Genomic DNA, 15231 nt, shown 5'->3' on the forward strand with positions numbered 1-15231 from the left:
TATGACTGGTATCTGTAAGGGCGCTGGAATGATTCATCCGAATATGGCAACGATGTTGGGCTTTATAGCAACTGATGCAGGTTTTGCACCAGGTTTGCTGGCAAGCTTGACTCGTGAGGTTGCTGACCAATCATTTAATGCCATCACCATTGATGGAGATACTTCGACAAATGATTCTTTCATCATTATGGCGACTGGGAAATCTGCAGTTCAGATTCAATCAACGAATAACCCAAGCTACGCAATCTTGCGTGATGCATTGATTACTTTGGCCAGAAAATTAGCGCAAATGATTGTGCGAGATGGTGAAGGTGCTACTAAGTTGATAACCATAGAGATATTGGGTGGGAAGACTATAGAGGAATGTCGTTTAGTTGCTAAAGCGGTTGCCCACTCGCCTTTAGTCAAGACGGCTTTTTTTGCCAGCGACCCTAACCTAGGTCGAATCTTAGCTGCCATTGGCTATGCTGGTATTACAGATCTTGATGTTGGTAAAGTCCAAATGTGGTTAGGCGATGTCTGGGTTGCTAAGGATGGTGGGCGTAACCCTAGCTACCAAGAGGCAGACGGTCAAAGGGTAATGCAAGCTTCGGAAATTACGATCAAGATTGATTTAGGTCGTGGTACAGCCACGCAAACGATATGGACCTGTGATTTATCGCATGACTATGTTTCGATTAATGCCGACTATCGTTCTTAAAAGAGCCCATGATCATGAATGAAAAATTAGAGCAACTTTTAAATCATCTCGAAACTTTCTTACCCAAGCCTTTAACAGAGGATGAGTGGAAGTCTTCTACTGCATTTAGATGGCGCAGACGCGATAGCATCTTTGGCAGTATTGGATTTATGCAGCCGGTCAAGCACATTTCTGACATTACCTTTGAAGATCTTAAAAATATTGATCGTCAGCGCGATGCTATTCGGGACAACACTAAAAACTTTATTCAAAAAAAGCCTGCTAATAATATTTTGCTCACCGGAGCTAGAGGCACAGGCAAATCTTCACTCATTAAAGCAAGCTTGCATGAATTTGCTAGTCAGGGATTGCGTTTGGTCGAGGTTGAGAAGGATCATTTAACTGATCTAGCAGATATTGCCGATATCTTGGCCGAGCGACCTGAACGCTTCATTGTTTTTTGTGATGATCTGTCTTTTGATGAGGGAGAATCAGGCTATAAGGCCATGAAATCAGCCCTTGACGGCTCGGTTTCTGCTCAAGTCGACAATATTCTGATTTATGCCACCTCGAATCGGCGCCATCTTTTGCCTGAATATATGAAGGATAACGAAAGCTATGCTTATGGCGATGATGGAGAAATTCATCCGGGTGAAGTGGTTGAAGAAAAGATTTCTTTATCAGAGCGATTTGGTTTGTGGTTATCGTTTTACCCGCCCAAACAAGATGAGTATTTGGCAATCGTGGCACATTGGTTAACGCACTTTGGTTTAAGTGCTGCGCAAATTGAAGCGGCGCGCTCTGAAGCTTTAATTTGGGCGCTAGAGCGTGGCTCACGTTCAGGCCGTGTCGCGTGGCAATTTGCAAAACATTGGGCTGGATCTCACGCCTAAGATCGCTTTATTTTTATGACTCAACAACGCCCTATCACTGAAGTTGCGGCTGGAATTTTATTGGATGCTCAAGGCCGCTACTTGTTAGGTCAAAGACCAGCAGGCAAACCATATGCAGGTTATTGGGAAGTGCCCGGTGGAAAGATTGAAAAAGGGGAGTCTGTTTTTGCCGCTCTAAAGCGTGAGCTTCAAGAAGAGTTGGGCATAGAGATTCAATCTAGTGAAGAGTTGACGGTTCTAGAGCATGATTACCCTCATGCATATGTACGCCTGCATGTGAGCGTGATTCGACATTGGTCTGGCACACCTCAAGGTTGCGAGGGTCAGGCTTTATCTTGGGAATTAGTGAACGCTCAAACCCCCTCAGTTGAACCCCTCTTGCCGGCTGCTTGGCCAATGCTGGAGAGGCTTAGGGACTTATTGGCTTAAAACTGACAGAGTGTTAGTTTGAATGGCACATCCACATTGACTAGCTGCGCCTTTTTATCGCGATCCGATTTTAGAAACCGAACCGAAAGTAAATATTTATTGGCGCTGATTTCTGAAAAGAGCGTGTCATCTTCAACGGCCAAGCGCATTAATTGATAGACCTTACCAGAGGGCGCCTGTTGAAACGATCCATTATGTGCAAGCATATCTTTTGCTTCGCCTGATTGACGTAGCAAACGTAGAAATAATTGACAGGCTTCTTGCCATGGCAAGAGCGGCCTAACAAAATTATCTAGCAATGCACGGCGCTCAGTTGACGGACTATTTTTCCAGGCGTGATAGCTAGGTAAATCGATTGGACTTGTTCCCCCTGGAATATTTAATCTAGTGCGGATGGCATTTAACCATTCACTTTCTGAGATTATAAGATTGGGCCGGCCCATTGAATTGTTAATACTGCTGGCTGCAGTATCAATTTCAGAAATAGTTAGTGAGAGTGTTTCTTGGTCAACTTTTTGTGAGGACTTTAGGCCATTGAGGGCATATTTTTGACGCTCAAATTCTTTTAAGAGTAAAGACTTAATATCACCGCGTGAGCCAATGTCACCTAGCTCAAACAAAATCGAGATCGCATTGTGGTGCAATTCAGGGTCATCGGAGCGATTGAAATGATTAAAGCGCGCGAATAAATACTCCAGACGAAGCATGCTTCGTACTAATTCATTGAAAGGATATTCGTAGACAATCACAAGCCCATATTCTATGACGAACTGAGTTAGGTCTTCCTAATCCCTAGGATTTTTCGGTGCAATTCTTGTACCGCTGATTTGAGCTCAGATAACGCACCTTGGTTATCAATCACAGCATTTGCAAGTGCAAGACGCTCTTGGCGGCTTGCCTGAGCTTTTAATATCGATTCGACCTCAGTTCTGGATAAATTGCTGCGGTGCATCACTCTTTGAATTTGGGTCTCTTCTGGGCAGTCCACCACGACTAGGTAGTCAATTTGGTCGATCCATGTCCCCGATTCGATGAGCAAGGGCACTACCAAGAGAAGATATGGAACACCAGCATCGGCAAGCTGACCTGCTTGTCTTAGCGTTTCTTGACGGATTAGTGGATGAGTGATTGCTTCAAGTGCCTTTTTAGCCTCAGGGTTTTGAAACACTAGTGAGCGCATCTTAGCCCTATCTAAAGCCCCGCTACTGTCAATAAATTCAGTCCCGAAGTAATCCTGAATCAGGGGGGTAGCCTTTCCTCCTGGGGCGGTTATTTGATGTGCTATGAGATCGGTATCAACGATTCCAGCACCCAATTGAGCCAATAGATCACTAACAGCCGTTTTGCCAGAGCCAATACCTCCCGTAAGGCCAATGAGCGGCAAGCCCATTTTCAATGTACCTAACTTAGCTTGCCCAGCAGGAGGGATGGAATGATCTGTGGCCATAACAGCTCAATAATGCCAGCAAAGGCCAGAAACGGTCCAAAAGGAAATGCCTGGCAAGAGCTTTGTTTGTGCCATTTAAGGTAAGCCATGCCCCCAATGACGCCAGTGATTGAAGCAATGAGTAGGATGCCCGGTAGAGCAGTCCAGCCTAACCAAGCTCCAAGGGCTGCTAACAGTTTTGCATCCCCCATCCCAATACCATTTTGATCCTTAAAGAGGCGATAAAGATTATTTAAGAGCCAAAGAAAACCGTAGCCAATGAATGCTCCGATGATGGAGTTGGCAATATCAACAAAGCCAGAATGGGAAAAGTAATTAAAGAAAATCCCAGCAAGGATCAGCGGCAATGTAATGAGGTCTGGAAGTCTAAAGGTACGTAAATCGATATAGCTTAAGTACAGCAGTATCAGAATCAGTATTACGCGAATGAGATCAATATTGTTGGGAGGGCTCATTACACAATCTGTCCAAGGTTAAAAATAGGGAGATACAAGATGATGACTAAGCTACCAATGATTATCCCAACAATCATGATTAAAAGGGGTTCAAGAGTTTGGCTTAGGGTATTTAGGCGATTACTGAGCTCTGATCCCAAAATATTGGCGCGCTTACGAAGCATGTCATCAAGTGACCCACTTTCAGAAGCAATTCTGAGTAACTGTAGTGTTTCTATATCGAATAGGGTGTGTTTTGGATCGACTCTGATTAATGCTTGACCTAAAGGCCAGCCCCGTGCGAGCTGCTTAAATATCTCTGCGCTGAAGTCATGACTTAACCAATGGTTTGATGATTGGGCTGTTACTCGCAGTGCATCTGGCAATGAAAGTCCTGATGAAATGAGGTGACCTAGAGTGCGACACCAATACGTCAATGTTGCCAGTCTCAATAATTGGCCAAGTATAGGAATACGAAAGCTCAAACGGTCGAATTGCCTTTGAAGGCGTATGGACTTTATCCAGCTTACGTAAAAAATGATGACGCTTAGTAATAGACATAAGCCCATTTCTAAAAAGTAATGCTCAAACAAGGAGGAGATCTGTATTAGAAAGCGGGTAGGCCCTGGAAGATCTGCCTGAAAATGGGCAAACACATCTTTAAATACAGGCACTACCCAAATGATCATGATGATGATGAGCGCTAGAGAAGTTGTTAGTGTGATGATGGGGTAGGCAAGTGCTTGCTGCACTTTACGACGTAGTTCAATTTGTGCTTCGAGTTGTTGGCAGATGGTGGCAAGAGCCAGTTGAATATCTCCTGTACGCTCACTTACGCTAATTAGATTAATAAATTCCATTGAGAGGCAATCGCAATCTAAACGCAGGGATTGTGACAAGCTATGTCCATTTTTTAAATGAGAGTGAATCTTTTTCAACCATATGTGCCATGGCTTGGGCGCAGTTTGTTCTATCAGCTCAATTGCATTGAGGAGGGCTAATCCGGCCTGCATTAAAGTGAGGAGTTGCTGAGCAAAGTGAAGTTGGTTTTGCTTCGACAGTTTCTGATTTATAAGCAAGTACCCACCTCCGCATCTAGAGCATCCTGTTTAATCCAACCTCTTTCAATATGATGCATTCCTGCAGCATGCATTGTGGGGTAACTTAACCCCGGGTTGAATATATGTGTGGTATCTAGTACTTCATGAACTCCCAAGCGTCCAAAGAAGCCCGTACCGTTGCAGGTCTTACAGGTATGTCTTTTTGAGGAGCTTCCACTATGACAATGAAGGCAGATTTTGCGTACTAAGCGTTGTGAGCTAATACTCCGGATACACGATTCAAGTGAATTTTGATCGACCCCTAGGTTTTGTAGTCTGGATAATGCTGCTCTAGCGTTACGGGTATGTAAGGTACTTAAAACAAGATGGCCGGTTTGCGCTGCCTGTATGGCAAGTTCAGCGCTAGCCCGATCCCGAATCTCGCCAATCATGATGACATCAGGATCTTGTCTGAGAAGGGCTCGAATGATCGTAGAAAAGTCGAGTCCTGCCCGTGGGTGATATGCAACTTGATTGATACCTGGCAAGCGTATTTCAATTGGATCTTCAATTGAACAAATATTGCGATGAACATGATTCAATGTCTGTAAGCAGCTATATAAGGTGCGTGTTTTGCCACTGCCAGTTGGACCGGTAACCAGAATCAAACCATTTTTTTGGCGTAGTGCATTTTTGAAAATCTGAAGTTGCTCCGGCAATAATCCTAATTGCTCTAAAGCAAGCTCTTCAATTCGGTTTGGCAGAATGCGGAGCACTGCCTTTTCTCCATAGAGTGTCGGCAAGATGGATACTCGACAATCTAAATCAGGCTTAGAAAAATCATGACCGATACAAAGACGTCCATCCTGCGGAGTGCGTTTCTCGGCAATATCGAGTCTAGCCAGAATCTTGATCCGGGTGATCAGGCGTTCGTGAAGTTCAGCGGAATGTTGGGAGTGCTCTTGTAGTAAGCCATCTACCCGAATGCGAACTAGGGTCCTATTTAAGCCTACCTCAATATGAATATCACTCGCTCTGGAGTCAATCGCATCAACTGTGATTTCATGCCAGATACGAATAATGAGTGAGTCATCAGGATGTCCGCTCAATCTTGACTGCTGCTGAAAGCGGGACGATACAGTTTGACAGTTTTGATACCTTGCTCATCAAATTGCACTATTTCCATCGCAATGCCTGCAATGCGGATACTGACGTCATTGGCAGGAATGGCCTCAAGCTTATCGAGTAGCAAACCATTGAGGGTGCGAGGGCCCTCTAGCGGTAAATTAAGATTCAGGAGGCGATTGAGGTCACGAAGTGATGCAGTGCCACTCGCTAAATAGGTGCCATCCACCAGCCAGTGAGGGTCAGTAGATAGATTTGAGAAAGATGTGGTGAATTCACCGATAAGCTCTTCAACGATATCTTCAAAAGTCACTAGACCTAAAACTTCACCATATTCATTCACGACCAAACTTAAGCGCTGTTGATTATCTTGAAAGAATTGCATCTGCTGTAAGACTGGTGTACCACTAGGAATGAAATAAGGTTCGCTCAACAAAGATTTAAAGTCTTCATGTTTGAGATCGGTATCCCCTAAAAGCGAGAGTGCCTTTTTAACAGAGAGAATACCAATGATGCGCTCGGAATCGACGTCGCATACTGGTAGCTTATTGTGATAACAAGTCTCAAGTTGCTGAACTACTTCATCAATTGGCCTAGAAAGATCGAGTATCTCAATCTTTGATCGAGGTGTCATGACATCATCAACACTAATATTTTCCAAGTTGAAAAGGTTCAACAAGATATTGCGATGGTGATTAGAGACGAAGCGGTTTGACTCAAGTACCAAGCTCCGCAACTCTTCTTTACTCATTGCTCTGGAATCGGATGAAGACTGTAGACCAGAGATTTTCATTAGGCCAGATACGAAGCTATTGATAAACCAAAGTAAGGGTCTGAAAATAAAAGTTAAGGGAAGGATGATCCAGCCCACATTCGAAGCAATTTTTTCTGGAAAGGCTGCCCCGATGACTTTGGGGGTGATTTCACTAAAGACAATAATCAATAGCGCGACCACCAATGTGGCAATCGTTAGAACAAGACCACTGTCTCCAAAAATGTGTAACGCAATACCGGTAACCAAGATAGGTAGCACGGTATTGATTAAGTTATTCGAAATCAACAACACTGAAAGTAGAGAATCAATTCGTTTCAGTAGTCTTTCGGCCAGTGCGGCGCCAGCATTACCACTATTAGCCATAGCACGCAGTCGGTGGCGATTTGAAGACAGCATGCTGGTCTCTGCCATGGAGAAAAAGCCAGAGAGTGCGAGTAAAAAGATAACTAAGGCTAATTGACCTAAAAAAGGCCAATCCTCAAAAAAGTTGTCCATGTGTTCTGCCTGCAATAAGTAAGGATGATTCAATATAGCAAAGTGCAATTTCACAAGCTATAGCTAGGGCTGAAAGCAGGGTCATCCAATCCCTCTAATCTATGTGAGAATCTTCCTTATGGCTAGCTCTGGACCAAAACTCTCTTTTGACCTTCAATACTGCGTCATTGAGGCACCTTTTGGGTGTTTGGGGATCGAGACAGAAATGGTTGATGGCGGCCTGATGGTCTCCAAAATTGACTATTTACCTGCAACTAGTGTTTTGAAAAAGCCACAAAACCAATTGGCCAAAGAGGCTGCAAAGCAATGTAATGCCTATTTTCAAAATCCGCATCATCAGTTTGATCTTCCTTTAAAGCCAAGGGGTACCGAGCATCAATCTAGGGTTTGGAAACGCGTTTTAGAAATTCCAGTCGGCAAAACTTCCACCTATGGAAAGATCGCTCAGAAAATCAAGAGTGGTGCAAGAGCGGTAGGCACTGCCTGTGGCGCTAATCCCTACCCTCTTGTCACTCCCTGTCATCGTGTGGTTTCTGCTCAAGGCTTGGGCGGCTTTATGAAAGAGGATGTCCCAGGCTTTTATCGCCAAATCAAAATATGGCTTTTACAGCATGAAGGGGTGATTTAACCCTAGCCAGTAGGACTAGCTTCTAGTCAGTTTTCTTAGAGGGCCGGTAGAAAATTGAAAAAATACTTTCATCATCAGATCATTAGTTGCTGCGATTTTAGTGAAGCCATAAAAAGCCATAACAGTCTTACGAGAAAGTTTGAACTTATCCTTGGAGATAGATTTTTTGCTAGCAATCCTTGAGAGAGTCATCCCAGCCAAGCCAAAGGCTAAAAAGCAAAACTGCCGCATCCCTTTTTCTTGCTTAGGAATTAATTGGATATAACGCAAGGAATCTTCCAGTTTTTGATAGGCAATACAAAGTAACTCAGTCTGACTAATATTGACAGGTTTCCAAGAAACACCTCGGGCTTTATCTTCTGGAGAGTCTTTCAGAATATTAGTCATTTGTAGCGCTTGACCAAATGCGATAGCCAGATCTTCATGATTCTTTATCTGTTTTGTAAATTCAGGGGAATGATGACAAAAGATGGAGGTGAGGAGTTCTCCCACCACTCCCGCTACGACATAACAATATTCTTCGAATTCATTAAGGTCTTTAAGGCCCACCTCATTTTGTTTGCCATGAAAGTGTGACATGCCATTGGACATAATGGAAATGCAGCGACTGACTGCAGCTTGATCGCTATGAGAGCAGGTATGCAGAATACGTAGAACGGTTGGAGTATGAATAATTAAATCGAGCTCATCTTGATTTGTATAATTTTTGAGCGCAAGCAAGCAGGGTTCAACGAAAGCATCTACTGGTATTTTTTCAAGAACTGCATCTAAAAAAAGTTGAGAAAGCGTTTGTTTGCTGCTGGGACTTAATTCAGCAGCATCTTCAATCGTGTCTACTATTCGACAAAGCAAGTAAGTGTTGCCAACCACTTTCTCCATCACTGGGGGCAGCAGCGGAATGGTCAGTGCAAAAGTACGGGAGACTGAACCCAGAATGGTTTTCTGATAGGCCAAATCGGCATTAGGGTTCTCTTTTGGGGTGTTCACCCTGGAATTATGTCAGACTAGCCTGCCTCAAATTAGTACTTATTCAGTTAATTGCCAAAAGTAACATGGTCATATAATTTGAGCAATTTCCTGAAGGAGAAGCTGGGCGATGTTGATTTGGTTTGTCATTATCTATTGGGTGGTATCAGTAGGCATTGGCTTATGGGCTGCCCTGCGCGTGAAAAATACTGCAGACTTTGCTGCAGCTGGCCATAGCTTACCTTTGCCAATTGTCACAGCAACTGTTTTTGCTACCTGGTTTGGATCCGAGGCTGTTTTAGGCATACCCGCTATCTTTTTGAAAGAGGGTTTGGGGGGCATTGTCTCCGATCCCTTTGGTTCATCACTGTGTTTGATTTTGGTGGGTCTCTTTTTTGCTAAACATCTCTATAACCGTCGCATGCTCACTATCGGTGATTTCTTTCGGGAAAAATATGGTCGTACGGTAGAAGTGCTTGTGACTCTCTGTATTGTGGTTTCTTATCTTGGATGGGTCGCCGCTCAAATTAAAGCACTTGGCTTGGTATTCAACGTCGTTTCAGATGGCAGTATTTCTCAGACTGCTGGCATGATTATTGGCGCAGGAAGCGTACTCATTTACACCTTGTTTGGCGGCATGTGGTCCGTCGCGATTACAGACTTTATCCAGATGATCATTGTTGTAATTGGCATGCTGTATATCGGTGGCGAGATGACTGCTCAAACGGGTGGGATTAGCGTAGTGATTGAGCATGCTGCTGCCGCAGGCAAATTTAGCAATTTCTGGCCTGATATGAATCTAGCTTCGATTCTAGGGTTCACTGCGGCTTTATGTACGATGATGTTGGGCTCGATTCCGCAACAAGACGTTTTTCAGCGAATCACTTCATCTAAGAATGTGAATATAGCGGTACAAGCGGCTATCTTGGGTGGCGTACTCTATTTTATCTTTGCATTTATACCGCTGTACTTAGCCTATTCGGCAACATTGATTAATCCAGATTTAGTGAAGAAATATTTGGATACTGATCCACAAATGATTTTGCCAAAATTGATCTTGAATCATGCGCCGATATTTGCACAAGTGATGTTCTTTGGTGCTCTTTTATCGGCTATTAAGAGTTGCGCTAGTGCAACTTTATTAGCACCCTCAGTAACCTTTGCAGAAAATATTGTTCGTGGCTTCTTTAAGCATTTAACGGATCATGATCTGCTGAAAATTATGCGAATCACAGTCTTATGCTTTTCGGTAGCGGTGACCTTTTTCGCAATCAATTCTGAATTATCCATTTTTAAAATGGTAGAAAGTGCCTATAAGGTCACTTTAGTAGCCGCTTTTGTGCCCCTGGCTTTTGGGGTGTACTGGTCTAGGGCAAATTCTTTAGGGGGACTGTTGGCGGTTATTTGTGGCTTAACGGTTTGGATTGGTTGCGAGATTTTTGCTCCCAAGAGCATATTGCCTCCCCAGTTAGCGGGCCTATTTGCTAGCATTGCAGGCATGTTGCTTGGAAGCTTGCTGCCAAAAGATATGCTCAAGATAGTTTAAAGAGCCTATTGCCTATAAATTAGGCAATATCATTTTGTAGCCCCGCAAAATATTCTCATCTAATATAAGAGTAATTCAAAATTTTATTCTTATGGAGTTCCTATGAAAATCTGTGTAATCGGTGGGGGCGGTGCTATAGGCGGTTACCTTGCTGTGATGTTGGCACGAGCGGGAAATGCTGTCACAGTTGTGGCACGGGGGCCAACCTTAGCGGCCATTAATGAGCGTGGCCTTGCCTTAATTATGGATGACCAGCCAGAGCCATTAGTGGCAGAGGTGAAGGCGGTTGCAAAAATCAGCGATGCTGAAACTCCAGATGTCGTTATTCTGGCAGTAAAAGCGCATCAAGTTGAGCCGATTATTAATGACTTAGCCGCCATCATGGGGCCAGAGACTATCTTAATTCCAATGCAAAACGGAATTCCATGGTGGTATTTCCAAAAGCTGGGCGGCGATTATCAAAATCACTCAGTAGAAACGGTTGATGCTGGTGGTCTTGCGAAAAAAGCAATTAACCCCAATAACATTATTGGCTGCGTTGTATATCCAGCAACATTTACCCAGGCTCCTGGCGTGATTCGTCACGTTGAAGGCAATCGCTTCCCCTTGGGGGAGTTAGACGGTCAAAATACAGATCGTATTCAGAAGATTTCCGCGATGATGACTGCTGCTGGATTTAAGTCGCCTATTTTGGACGATATTCGCTCAGAGATATGGCTGAAGTTGTGGGGCAATATGACGTTTAATCCAATTAGTTCATTAACTCATGGCACTCTAGAAGGAATCTGCCAGTACCCATTAACCAAAGAGTTGGCGCGCAATATGATGGCCGAGGCCCAGACGATCGCTGAAAAACTGGGCGTGACTTTCCGAGTGGATATTGAGCGTCGTATTGCAGGCGCTGAAAAAGTAGGTAAGCACAAGACCTCGATGTTGCAAGACTTAGAAGCGGGTCGCAGTTTGGAGATTGACGCTTTATTGGGTTCGGTTATTGAGCTGGGCAAGATTACTCAGACTCCAACACCTTGCTTAAATACTGTCTTTGCTTTAACAAAGTATTTGGATGAAAACGTTCAAGCCTCTAAAGGGAGTTTGGCATTGCCATCTGTATCTGGTTACTAGGTTAGAGCATTTAAGGTCAAAAGGGTAATACGCTTTATTAAAAACCCCTTGCTATGGAAAGTAGCAAGAGGTTTTTGTTATGCCAAATGAAGCGCTTATTCGAAACGATTGTCTAGGCGCCCAACGCCATCAATAATGATGCTGACATTGCTGCCCGGCTTCATAGAGCCCACGCCAACCGAGGTTCCACAGGCGATGATGTCACCGAGTAATAGCGGTACATCTTGCGAGATAAGGCTGACCAACTTTGCGGGTGGGAAGATCATATCTGCGATAGGATAATTTTGGCGCTCTTGATCATTCAAAATGGTCTTGATATGGAGTTTGCTTGGATCTACATCGGTAGTAATGTAGGGTCCAAAGACACCAAAGGTATTAAAGCTTTTTGAACGCGTCCATTGCGCATAACCAGGATCACGATTAAGAATTTCAATCGCAGTCACATCATTGATGCAGGTGTAGCCAAAGATCGCATTCGATGCCTCTTGTTCGCTGACTTGATAGCAAGATTTGCCAATCACAATACCTAATTCTCCCTCATAAACAACTTTGCCCGCATAGGATTTTGGAGTGCGAATTACTTGATTAGCAGCCAAAAAAGAGTTATTACCTTTTAGAAAATAAAGGGGTTCTGCTGGTACTGCATGTTCCAGTTTCGTGACGAGTGCATAAAAGTTATCCACCATGGCGACCATTTTGGATGGTGTGCAAGGAATATCGATGGTGACCTCTGAAAGTTTGAGGGTCTCTCCAGTTGCCTTGGGTTGATTAAAGAGGTCTCCGGAATACACGGCAATAAGATCGCCTTGTACTTGGCCTAAACCACTTTTACCTTGGTGTTGATATCTAAGCCATTGAGTCATAATGATTTCCTTTGAAGTTTAATATTTGATAAACAATATCTTACAGGGATGTATTGATGGCAAAGACTTCCGAACTGACTTTTGCGCCAGAACAGGATCAACCGGTTCGCTATATAGAGCGCACCCGTAGCTATTATTTAGGTTTGGGTTACGATAATTCTTATGTTTGGGCGCATTACGTCGATGTACCGTTTTCCCGTTTACAAAAACCGTTAAACCAATCTGTATTAGGGTTGATCACCACTGCTGTGCAATTTGACCCAAGCAAAGGCCCTCAAGGACAAGGAGCGGCTTATAACGCTGCGGCAAAGTTTTATCAACCTTATAAGAGTCCAATTAATCAGAAGCAAGATTTAAGAATTGCCCATGTGGGTATTGACCGCAAAAACGCCAATATGGAAGAAATCGAATGCTGGTTTCCCTTGGCTGCGGCAAGACGTGTGGTGGAGATGGGTAGACTCAGAATGGTGTCCCCAAACTTTTATGGCCTACCTACAAATCGGAGTCAGCGCCACACTTTAGAAATAGATGCGCCTATTATTTTGGAAATGTTGCGTGCGGATAATGTAGATGTAGCAGTACTTATTCCAAACTGCCCTATTTGCCATCAAAGTCAAAGTTTATTGGCGCGCTATTTGGAAGAGGCTGGAATTGCTACTGTGGTGATGGGAGCGGCTAAAGATATTGTCGAATATTGCGGAGTACCGCGCCTGTTATTTAGTGATTTTCCTTTAGGAAATGCTGCAGCTCGACCAAATGATCAAGCATCACAAGACTTGAATTTCGAATTGGCATTGCGTCTTTTAGAGTCTGCGCCAGCCCCAAGAACCACGGTCCAATCTCCGCTGAGATGGTCTAACGATCCCATGTGGAAAATGGATTACTCCAATCTGGAGAGCTTATCTAAGCAAGAAATCGCACGCTTACGAGATGAAGCCGAGAAGGTTCGACTGACTGCACGTGAACTGAGAGTGAAGAGCGTTGGTGCTTAATTAAGTTTGTCTAGCCAGAGAATATTCACATAGCGCGCGTATCGCGTTAGTGGCTTCATTATCAGGAAAGTCTTGAATACAGCTCAAGGCTAAATCTACTTCGCGTTTAGCAGCAGCCTGGGTGTAATCTAGGGCGCCAGAGCTTTGTACGGCGCGTAAAATTTGTGCAAAGATATCATCTGGTAAATCTTGGTTTTGTTCTATCGCTGAACGAACTAATAAACGTTCTTCAGAGCTGCCGTGTTCCAACAAATAAATAAGTGGAAGCGTAGGTTTGCCTTCACGTAAATCATCGCCAGCATTTTTCCCCATTTGCGCGGCGTTCGCGGTGTAGTCTAAAAGATCATCCATCAATTGAAATGCGGTGCCGATATGTCTTCCAAAGGCAGCAGCTTGCTCACGTTGAGTTTTGCTGGCATTAGCCAAAATCGCACCAAGCTCGGCAGATGCCTCGAACAATTTTGCCGTTTTATAGCGAATCACCTGAAGATAGCTTGCCTCATCAACTTCCGGGTCATTCATATTCAGTAATTGCAATACTTCACCTTCGGCAATCGTATTGGTAGCATCTGACAGAATTTCCATGACCCTTAAGTCTTTGGGTATCACCATCATCTGAAATGCTCGGGAGTACAAAAAATCTCCGACCAAGACACTCGCTGCATTACCAAACGCCGCATTAGCGGTTTCACGGCCTCTTCTCAGGGTAGATTCGTCAACAACATCATCATGCAACAAGGTGGCTGTGTGGATAAATTCGACGACTGCCGCCATCTCTAGGGCATGGGGGTTTACTTGGCCATTGGCCAAGGCCTTTGCCACCAGCATTAGTAGGGCAGGTCTTACACGTTTCCCACCAGCCTGGATGATGTAGGCCGAGATTTGGTCAATTAAGGCGACTTTTGATGCCAAATTTAGGCGAATAACTGCATCTAAAGCCTTGAAATCTAAGGAAATTGGGGCCAGTATTTGGCTTAAGTCATTGGTTTTGACAGTGCTCGTCATGCAAGATATAATAATGGGCTTAGCTTCTCCAGGGTGGATTAGCTTAAATGTAAATATAAATTAAGGTTTCAAACCATGTACGCGGTCATAAAAACCGGTGGCAAACAGTATAAAGTTGCTGCAGGCGAAAAATTGAAAATAGAACAGATACCAGCGGAAATCGGCAGCGAAATCACTCTTGACCAGGTCCTCGTCGTTGGCGAAGGCGCTTCACTGAAATTAGGTGATCCATTGGTTAATGGTGCAGCTGTGATGGCCACTGTCGTCTCCCAAGGACGTCACGATAAAGTGACAATCTTTAAGATGCGCCGTCGCAAGCATTATCAAAAGCACCAAGGCCATCGTCAGAATTTCACAGAAATTTTGATCAACACGATTAAAGCCTAATTTACGGTAGGAGAAAGATATGGCACAGAAAAAAGGCGGCGGCTCAACACGAAATGGCCGCGACTCGGAATCGAAACGCTTAGGCGTTAAGGTTTTTGGCGGCGAGCAAATTAATGCTGGCAGCATCATCATTCGTCAACGTGGCACACGTGTTCATCCAGGTGCGAACGTTGGTATTGGTAAAGATCACACTTTGTTCGCCTTAATTGACGGCCAAGTGGAATTCGGCGTAAAGGGTGCTTTGAAGAAGGCCCAGGTTTCAGTTCTGCCTCGTTCGTAAGGCGCCTGACTGAGATCCGTTTGATTCTGGTTGATTCCGAATTTAACTCTTAGGAACAGGCCTCGCTAAGCGAGGCCTTTTTTATTCATGAAATTTATAGACGAAGCTCGTATTGAAGTCATAGC

The 15231-nt window shown here is 44.1% G+C and carries 18 protein-coding genes; 9 read left to right on the forward strand and 9 right to left on the reverse strand.

Annotation, left to right across the window (positions count from 1 at the left end; genetic code table 11):
• The 3 genes from ABWP14_RS05885 to ABWP14_RS05895 form a co-directional block, all read left to right on the forward strand.
• Positions 1-700 (forward strand): bifunctional ornithine acetyltransferase/N-acetylglutamate synthase (locus tag ABWP14_RS05885; protein WP_353202043.1); only part of this gene is annotated, 700 nt, incomplete at its 5' end.
• 14 nt (positions 701-714) lie between these two features.
• Entirely contained in the window at positions 715-1572 is an 858-nt protein-coding gene (locus ABWP14_RS05890; protein WP_353202044.1) for an ATP-binding protein, read from the forward strand.
• A 15-nt stretch (positions 1573-1587) separates the two neighbouring features.
• Complete coding sequence (locus tag ABWP14_RS05895) at positions 1588-2001, forward strand: NUDIX domain-containing protein (RefSeq protein ID WP_353202045.1); 414 nt, start codon at positions 1588-1590, stop codon at positions 1999-2001.
• Here ABWP14_RS05895 and zapD read toward each other — a convergent pair.
• From zapD to ABWP14_RS05925, 6 genes are read right to left on the reverse strand one after another with little or no spacing between them, the layout of a single operon-like run.
• Positions 1998-2750, reverse strand: coding sequence for a cell division protein ZapD (gene zapD, locus ABWP14_RS05900; RefSeq protein WP_353202046.1), 753 nt, complete (start codon positions 2748-2750; stop codon positions 1998-2000). The two genes, ABWP14_RS05895 and zapD, sit on opposite strands and share 4 nt — an antisense overlap.
• Positions 2751-2776: 26 nt before the next feature.
• Complete coding sequence (gene coaE, locus ABWP14_RS05905) at positions 2777-3391, reverse strand: dephospho-CoA kinase (protein WP_502930148.1); 615 nt, start codon at positions 3389-3391, stop codon at positions 2777-2779.
• Between the two features lie 11 nt (positions 3392-3402).
• Positions 3403-3903 (reverse strand): prepilin peptidase, encoded by a 501-nt coding sequence (locus tag ABWP14_RS05910; protein ID WP_353202047.1) that lies wholly within the window; start codon positions 3901-3903, stop codon positions 3403-3405.
• Complete coding sequence (locus ABWP14_RS05915; RefSeq protein WP_353202048.1) at positions 3903-4961, reverse strand: type II secretion system F family protein; 1059 nt, start codon at positions 4959-4961, stop codon at positions 3903-3905. The genes ABWP14_RS05910 and ABWP14_RS05915 overlap by 1 nt, the downstream gene beginning before the upstream one ends.
• A complete protein-coding gene (locus ABWP14_RS05920; protein ID WP_353202049.1) occupies positions 4952-6031 on the reverse strand; it encodes a GspE/PulE family protein in 1080 nt (359 codons plus the stop codon). Before ABWP14_RS05920 ends, ABWP14_RS05915 begins: the two co-directional genes overlap by 10 nt.
• On the reverse strand, positions 6028-7317 hold the full coding sequence (locus ABWP14_RS05925; RefSeq protein WP_353202050.1) for an HlyC/CorC family transporter: 1290 nt from the start codon (positions 7315-7317) through the stop codon (positions 6028-6030). Before ABWP14_RS05925 ends, ABWP14_RS05920 begins: the two co-directional genes overlap by 4 nt.
• Before the next feature lie 118 nt (positions 7318-7435).
• Between ABWP14_RS05925 and ABWP14_RS05930 the strand changes: the two genes are divergently transcribed.
• Complete coding sequence (locus tag ABWP14_RS05930; protein ID WP_353202051.1) at positions 7436-7945, forward strand: methylated-DNA--[protein]-cysteine S-methyltransferase; 510 nt, start codon at positions 7436-7438, stop codon at positions 7943-7945.
• 15 nt (positions 7946-7960) lie between these two features.
• Here the strand turns inward: ABWP14_RS05930 and ABWP14_RS05935 are convergent, their stop codons facing one another.
• The gene (locus tag ABWP14_RS05935) at positions 7961-8932 is read right to left on the reverse strand and encodes a squalene/phytoene synthase family protein (protein WP_353202052.1); all 972 of its coding nucleotides are present in this window, start codon (positions 8930-8932) and stop codon (positions 7961-7963) included.
• A gap of 109 nt (positions 8933-9041) precedes the next feature.
• Here ABWP14_RS05935 and ABWP14_RS05940 point away from each other — a divergent pair, with 109 nt between their 5' ends.
• Together ABWP14_RS05940 and ABWP14_RS05945 are read left to right on the forward strand one after the other, a co-directional pair.
• Positions 9042-10457, forward strand: coding sequence for a high affinity choline transporter 1 (locus ABWP14_RS05940; RefSeq protein ID WP_353202053.1), 1416 nt, complete (start codon positions 9042-9044; stop codon positions 10455-10457).
• Between the two features lie 102 nt (positions 10458-10559).
• Entirely contained in the window at positions 10560-11579 is a 1020-nt protein-coding gene (locus ABWP14_RS05945; RefSeq protein WP_353202054.1) for a 2-dehydropantoate 2-reductase, read from the forward strand.
• A 95-nt stretch (positions 11580-11674) separates the two neighbouring features.
• Here ABWP14_RS05945 and ABWP14_RS05950 read toward each other — a convergent pair whose 3' ends face one another.
• Positions 11675-12442, reverse strand: coding sequence for a fumarylacetoacetate hydrolase family protein (locus tag ABWP14_RS05950; RefSeq protein WP_353202055.1), 768 nt, complete (start codon positions 12440-12442; stop codon positions 11675-11677).
• 56 nt (positions 12443-12498) lie between these two features.
• Here ABWP14_RS05950 and ABWP14_RS05955 point away from each other — a divergent pair, with 56 nt between their 5' ends.
• On the forward strand, positions 12499-13434 hold the full coding sequence (locus ABWP14_RS05955; RefSeq protein ID WP_353202056.1) for a reductase: 936 nt from the start codon (positions 12499-12501) through the stop codon (positions 13432-13434).
• On the opposite strand, the gene ABWP14_RS05960 is transcribed toward ABWP14_RS05955, so the two are convergent.
• On the reverse strand, positions 13435-14439 hold the full coding sequence (locus ABWP14_RS05960; RefSeq protein ID WP_353202057.1) for a polyprenyl synthetase family protein: 1005 nt from the start codon (positions 14437-14439) through the stop codon (positions 13435-13437).
• 75 nt (positions 14440-14514) lie between these two features.
• Here ABWP14_RS05960 and rplU point away from each other — a divergent pair, with 75 nt between their 5' ends.
• Together rplU and rpmA are read left to right on the forward strand one after the other, a co-directional pair.
• Positions 14515-14826, forward strand: a complete 312-nt coding sequence (gene rplU / locus ABWP14_RS05965) for a 50S ribosomal protein L21 (RefSeq protein WP_353202058.1) — start codon at positions 14515-14517, stop codon at positions 14824-14826.
• A gap of 19 nt (positions 14827-14845) precedes the next feature.
• Positions 14846-15106, forward strand: coding sequence for a 50S ribosomal protein L27 (rpmA, locus tag ABWP14_RS05970; RefSeq protein WP_087908492.1), 261 nt, complete (start codon positions 14846-14848; stop codon positions 15104-15106).
• Positions 15107-15231: the final 125 nt, after the last annotated feature.

It is taken from the genome of Polynucleobacter sp. (assembly GCF_040400325.1).
In the GTDB taxonomy this organism is placed as follows: domain Bacteria; phylum Pseudomonadota; class Gammaproteobacteria; order Burkholderiales; family Burkholderiaceae; genus Polynucleobacter.

Coding starts and splice junctions, on each gene's coding strand:
- ABWP14_RS05890 (WP_353202044.1), top strand. CDS start 715: ATGAATGAAAAATTAGAGCAACTTTTAAATCATCTCGAAACTTTCTTA.
- ABWP14_RS05895 (WP_353202045.1), top strand. CDS start 1,588: ATGACTCAACAACGCCCTATCACTGAAGTTGCGGCTGGAATTTTATTG.
- coaE (WP_502930148.1), bottom strand. CDS start 3,391: ATGGGCTTGCCGCTCATTGGCCTTACGGGAGGTATTGGCTCTGGCAAA.
- ABWP14_RS05910 (WP_353202047.1), bottom strand. CDS start 3,903: ATGAGCCCTCCCAACAATATTGATCTCATTCGCGTAATACTGATTCTG.
- ABWP14_RS05925 (WP_353202050.1), bottom strand. CDS start 7,317: ATGGACAACTTTTTTGAGGATTGGCCTTTTTTAGGTCAATTAGCCTTA.
- ABWP14_RS05930 (WP_353202051.1), top strand. CDS start 7,436: ATGGCTAGCTCTGGACCAAAACTCTCTTTTGACCTTCAATACTGCGTC.
- ABWP14_RS05940 (WP_353202053.1), top strand. CDS start 9,042: ATGTTGATTTGGTTTGTCATTATCTATTGGGTGGTATCAGTAGGCATT.
- ABWP14_RS05945 (WP_353202054.1), top strand. CDS start 10,560: ATGAAAATCTGTGTAATCGGTGGGGGCGGTGCTATAGGCGGTTACCTT.
- ABWP14_RS05950 (WP_353202055.1), bottom strand. CDS start 12,442: ATGACTCAATGGCTTAGATATCAACACCAAGGTAAAAGTGGTTTAGGC.
- ABWP14_RS05955 (WP_353202056.1), top strand. CDS start 12,499: ATGGCAAAGACTTCCGAACTGACTTTTGCGCCAGAACAGGATCAACCG.
- ABWP14_RS05960 (WP_353202057.1), bottom strand. CDS start 14,439: ATGACGAGCACTGTCAAAACCAATGACTTAAGCCAAATACTGGCCCCA.
- rplU (WP_353202058.1), top strand. CDS start 14,515: ATGTACGCGGTCATAAAAACCGGTGGCAAACAGTATAAAGTTGCTGCA.
- rpmA (WP_087908492.1), top strand. CDS start 14,846: ATGGCACAGAAAAAAGGCGGCGGCTCAACACGAAATGGCCGCGACTCG.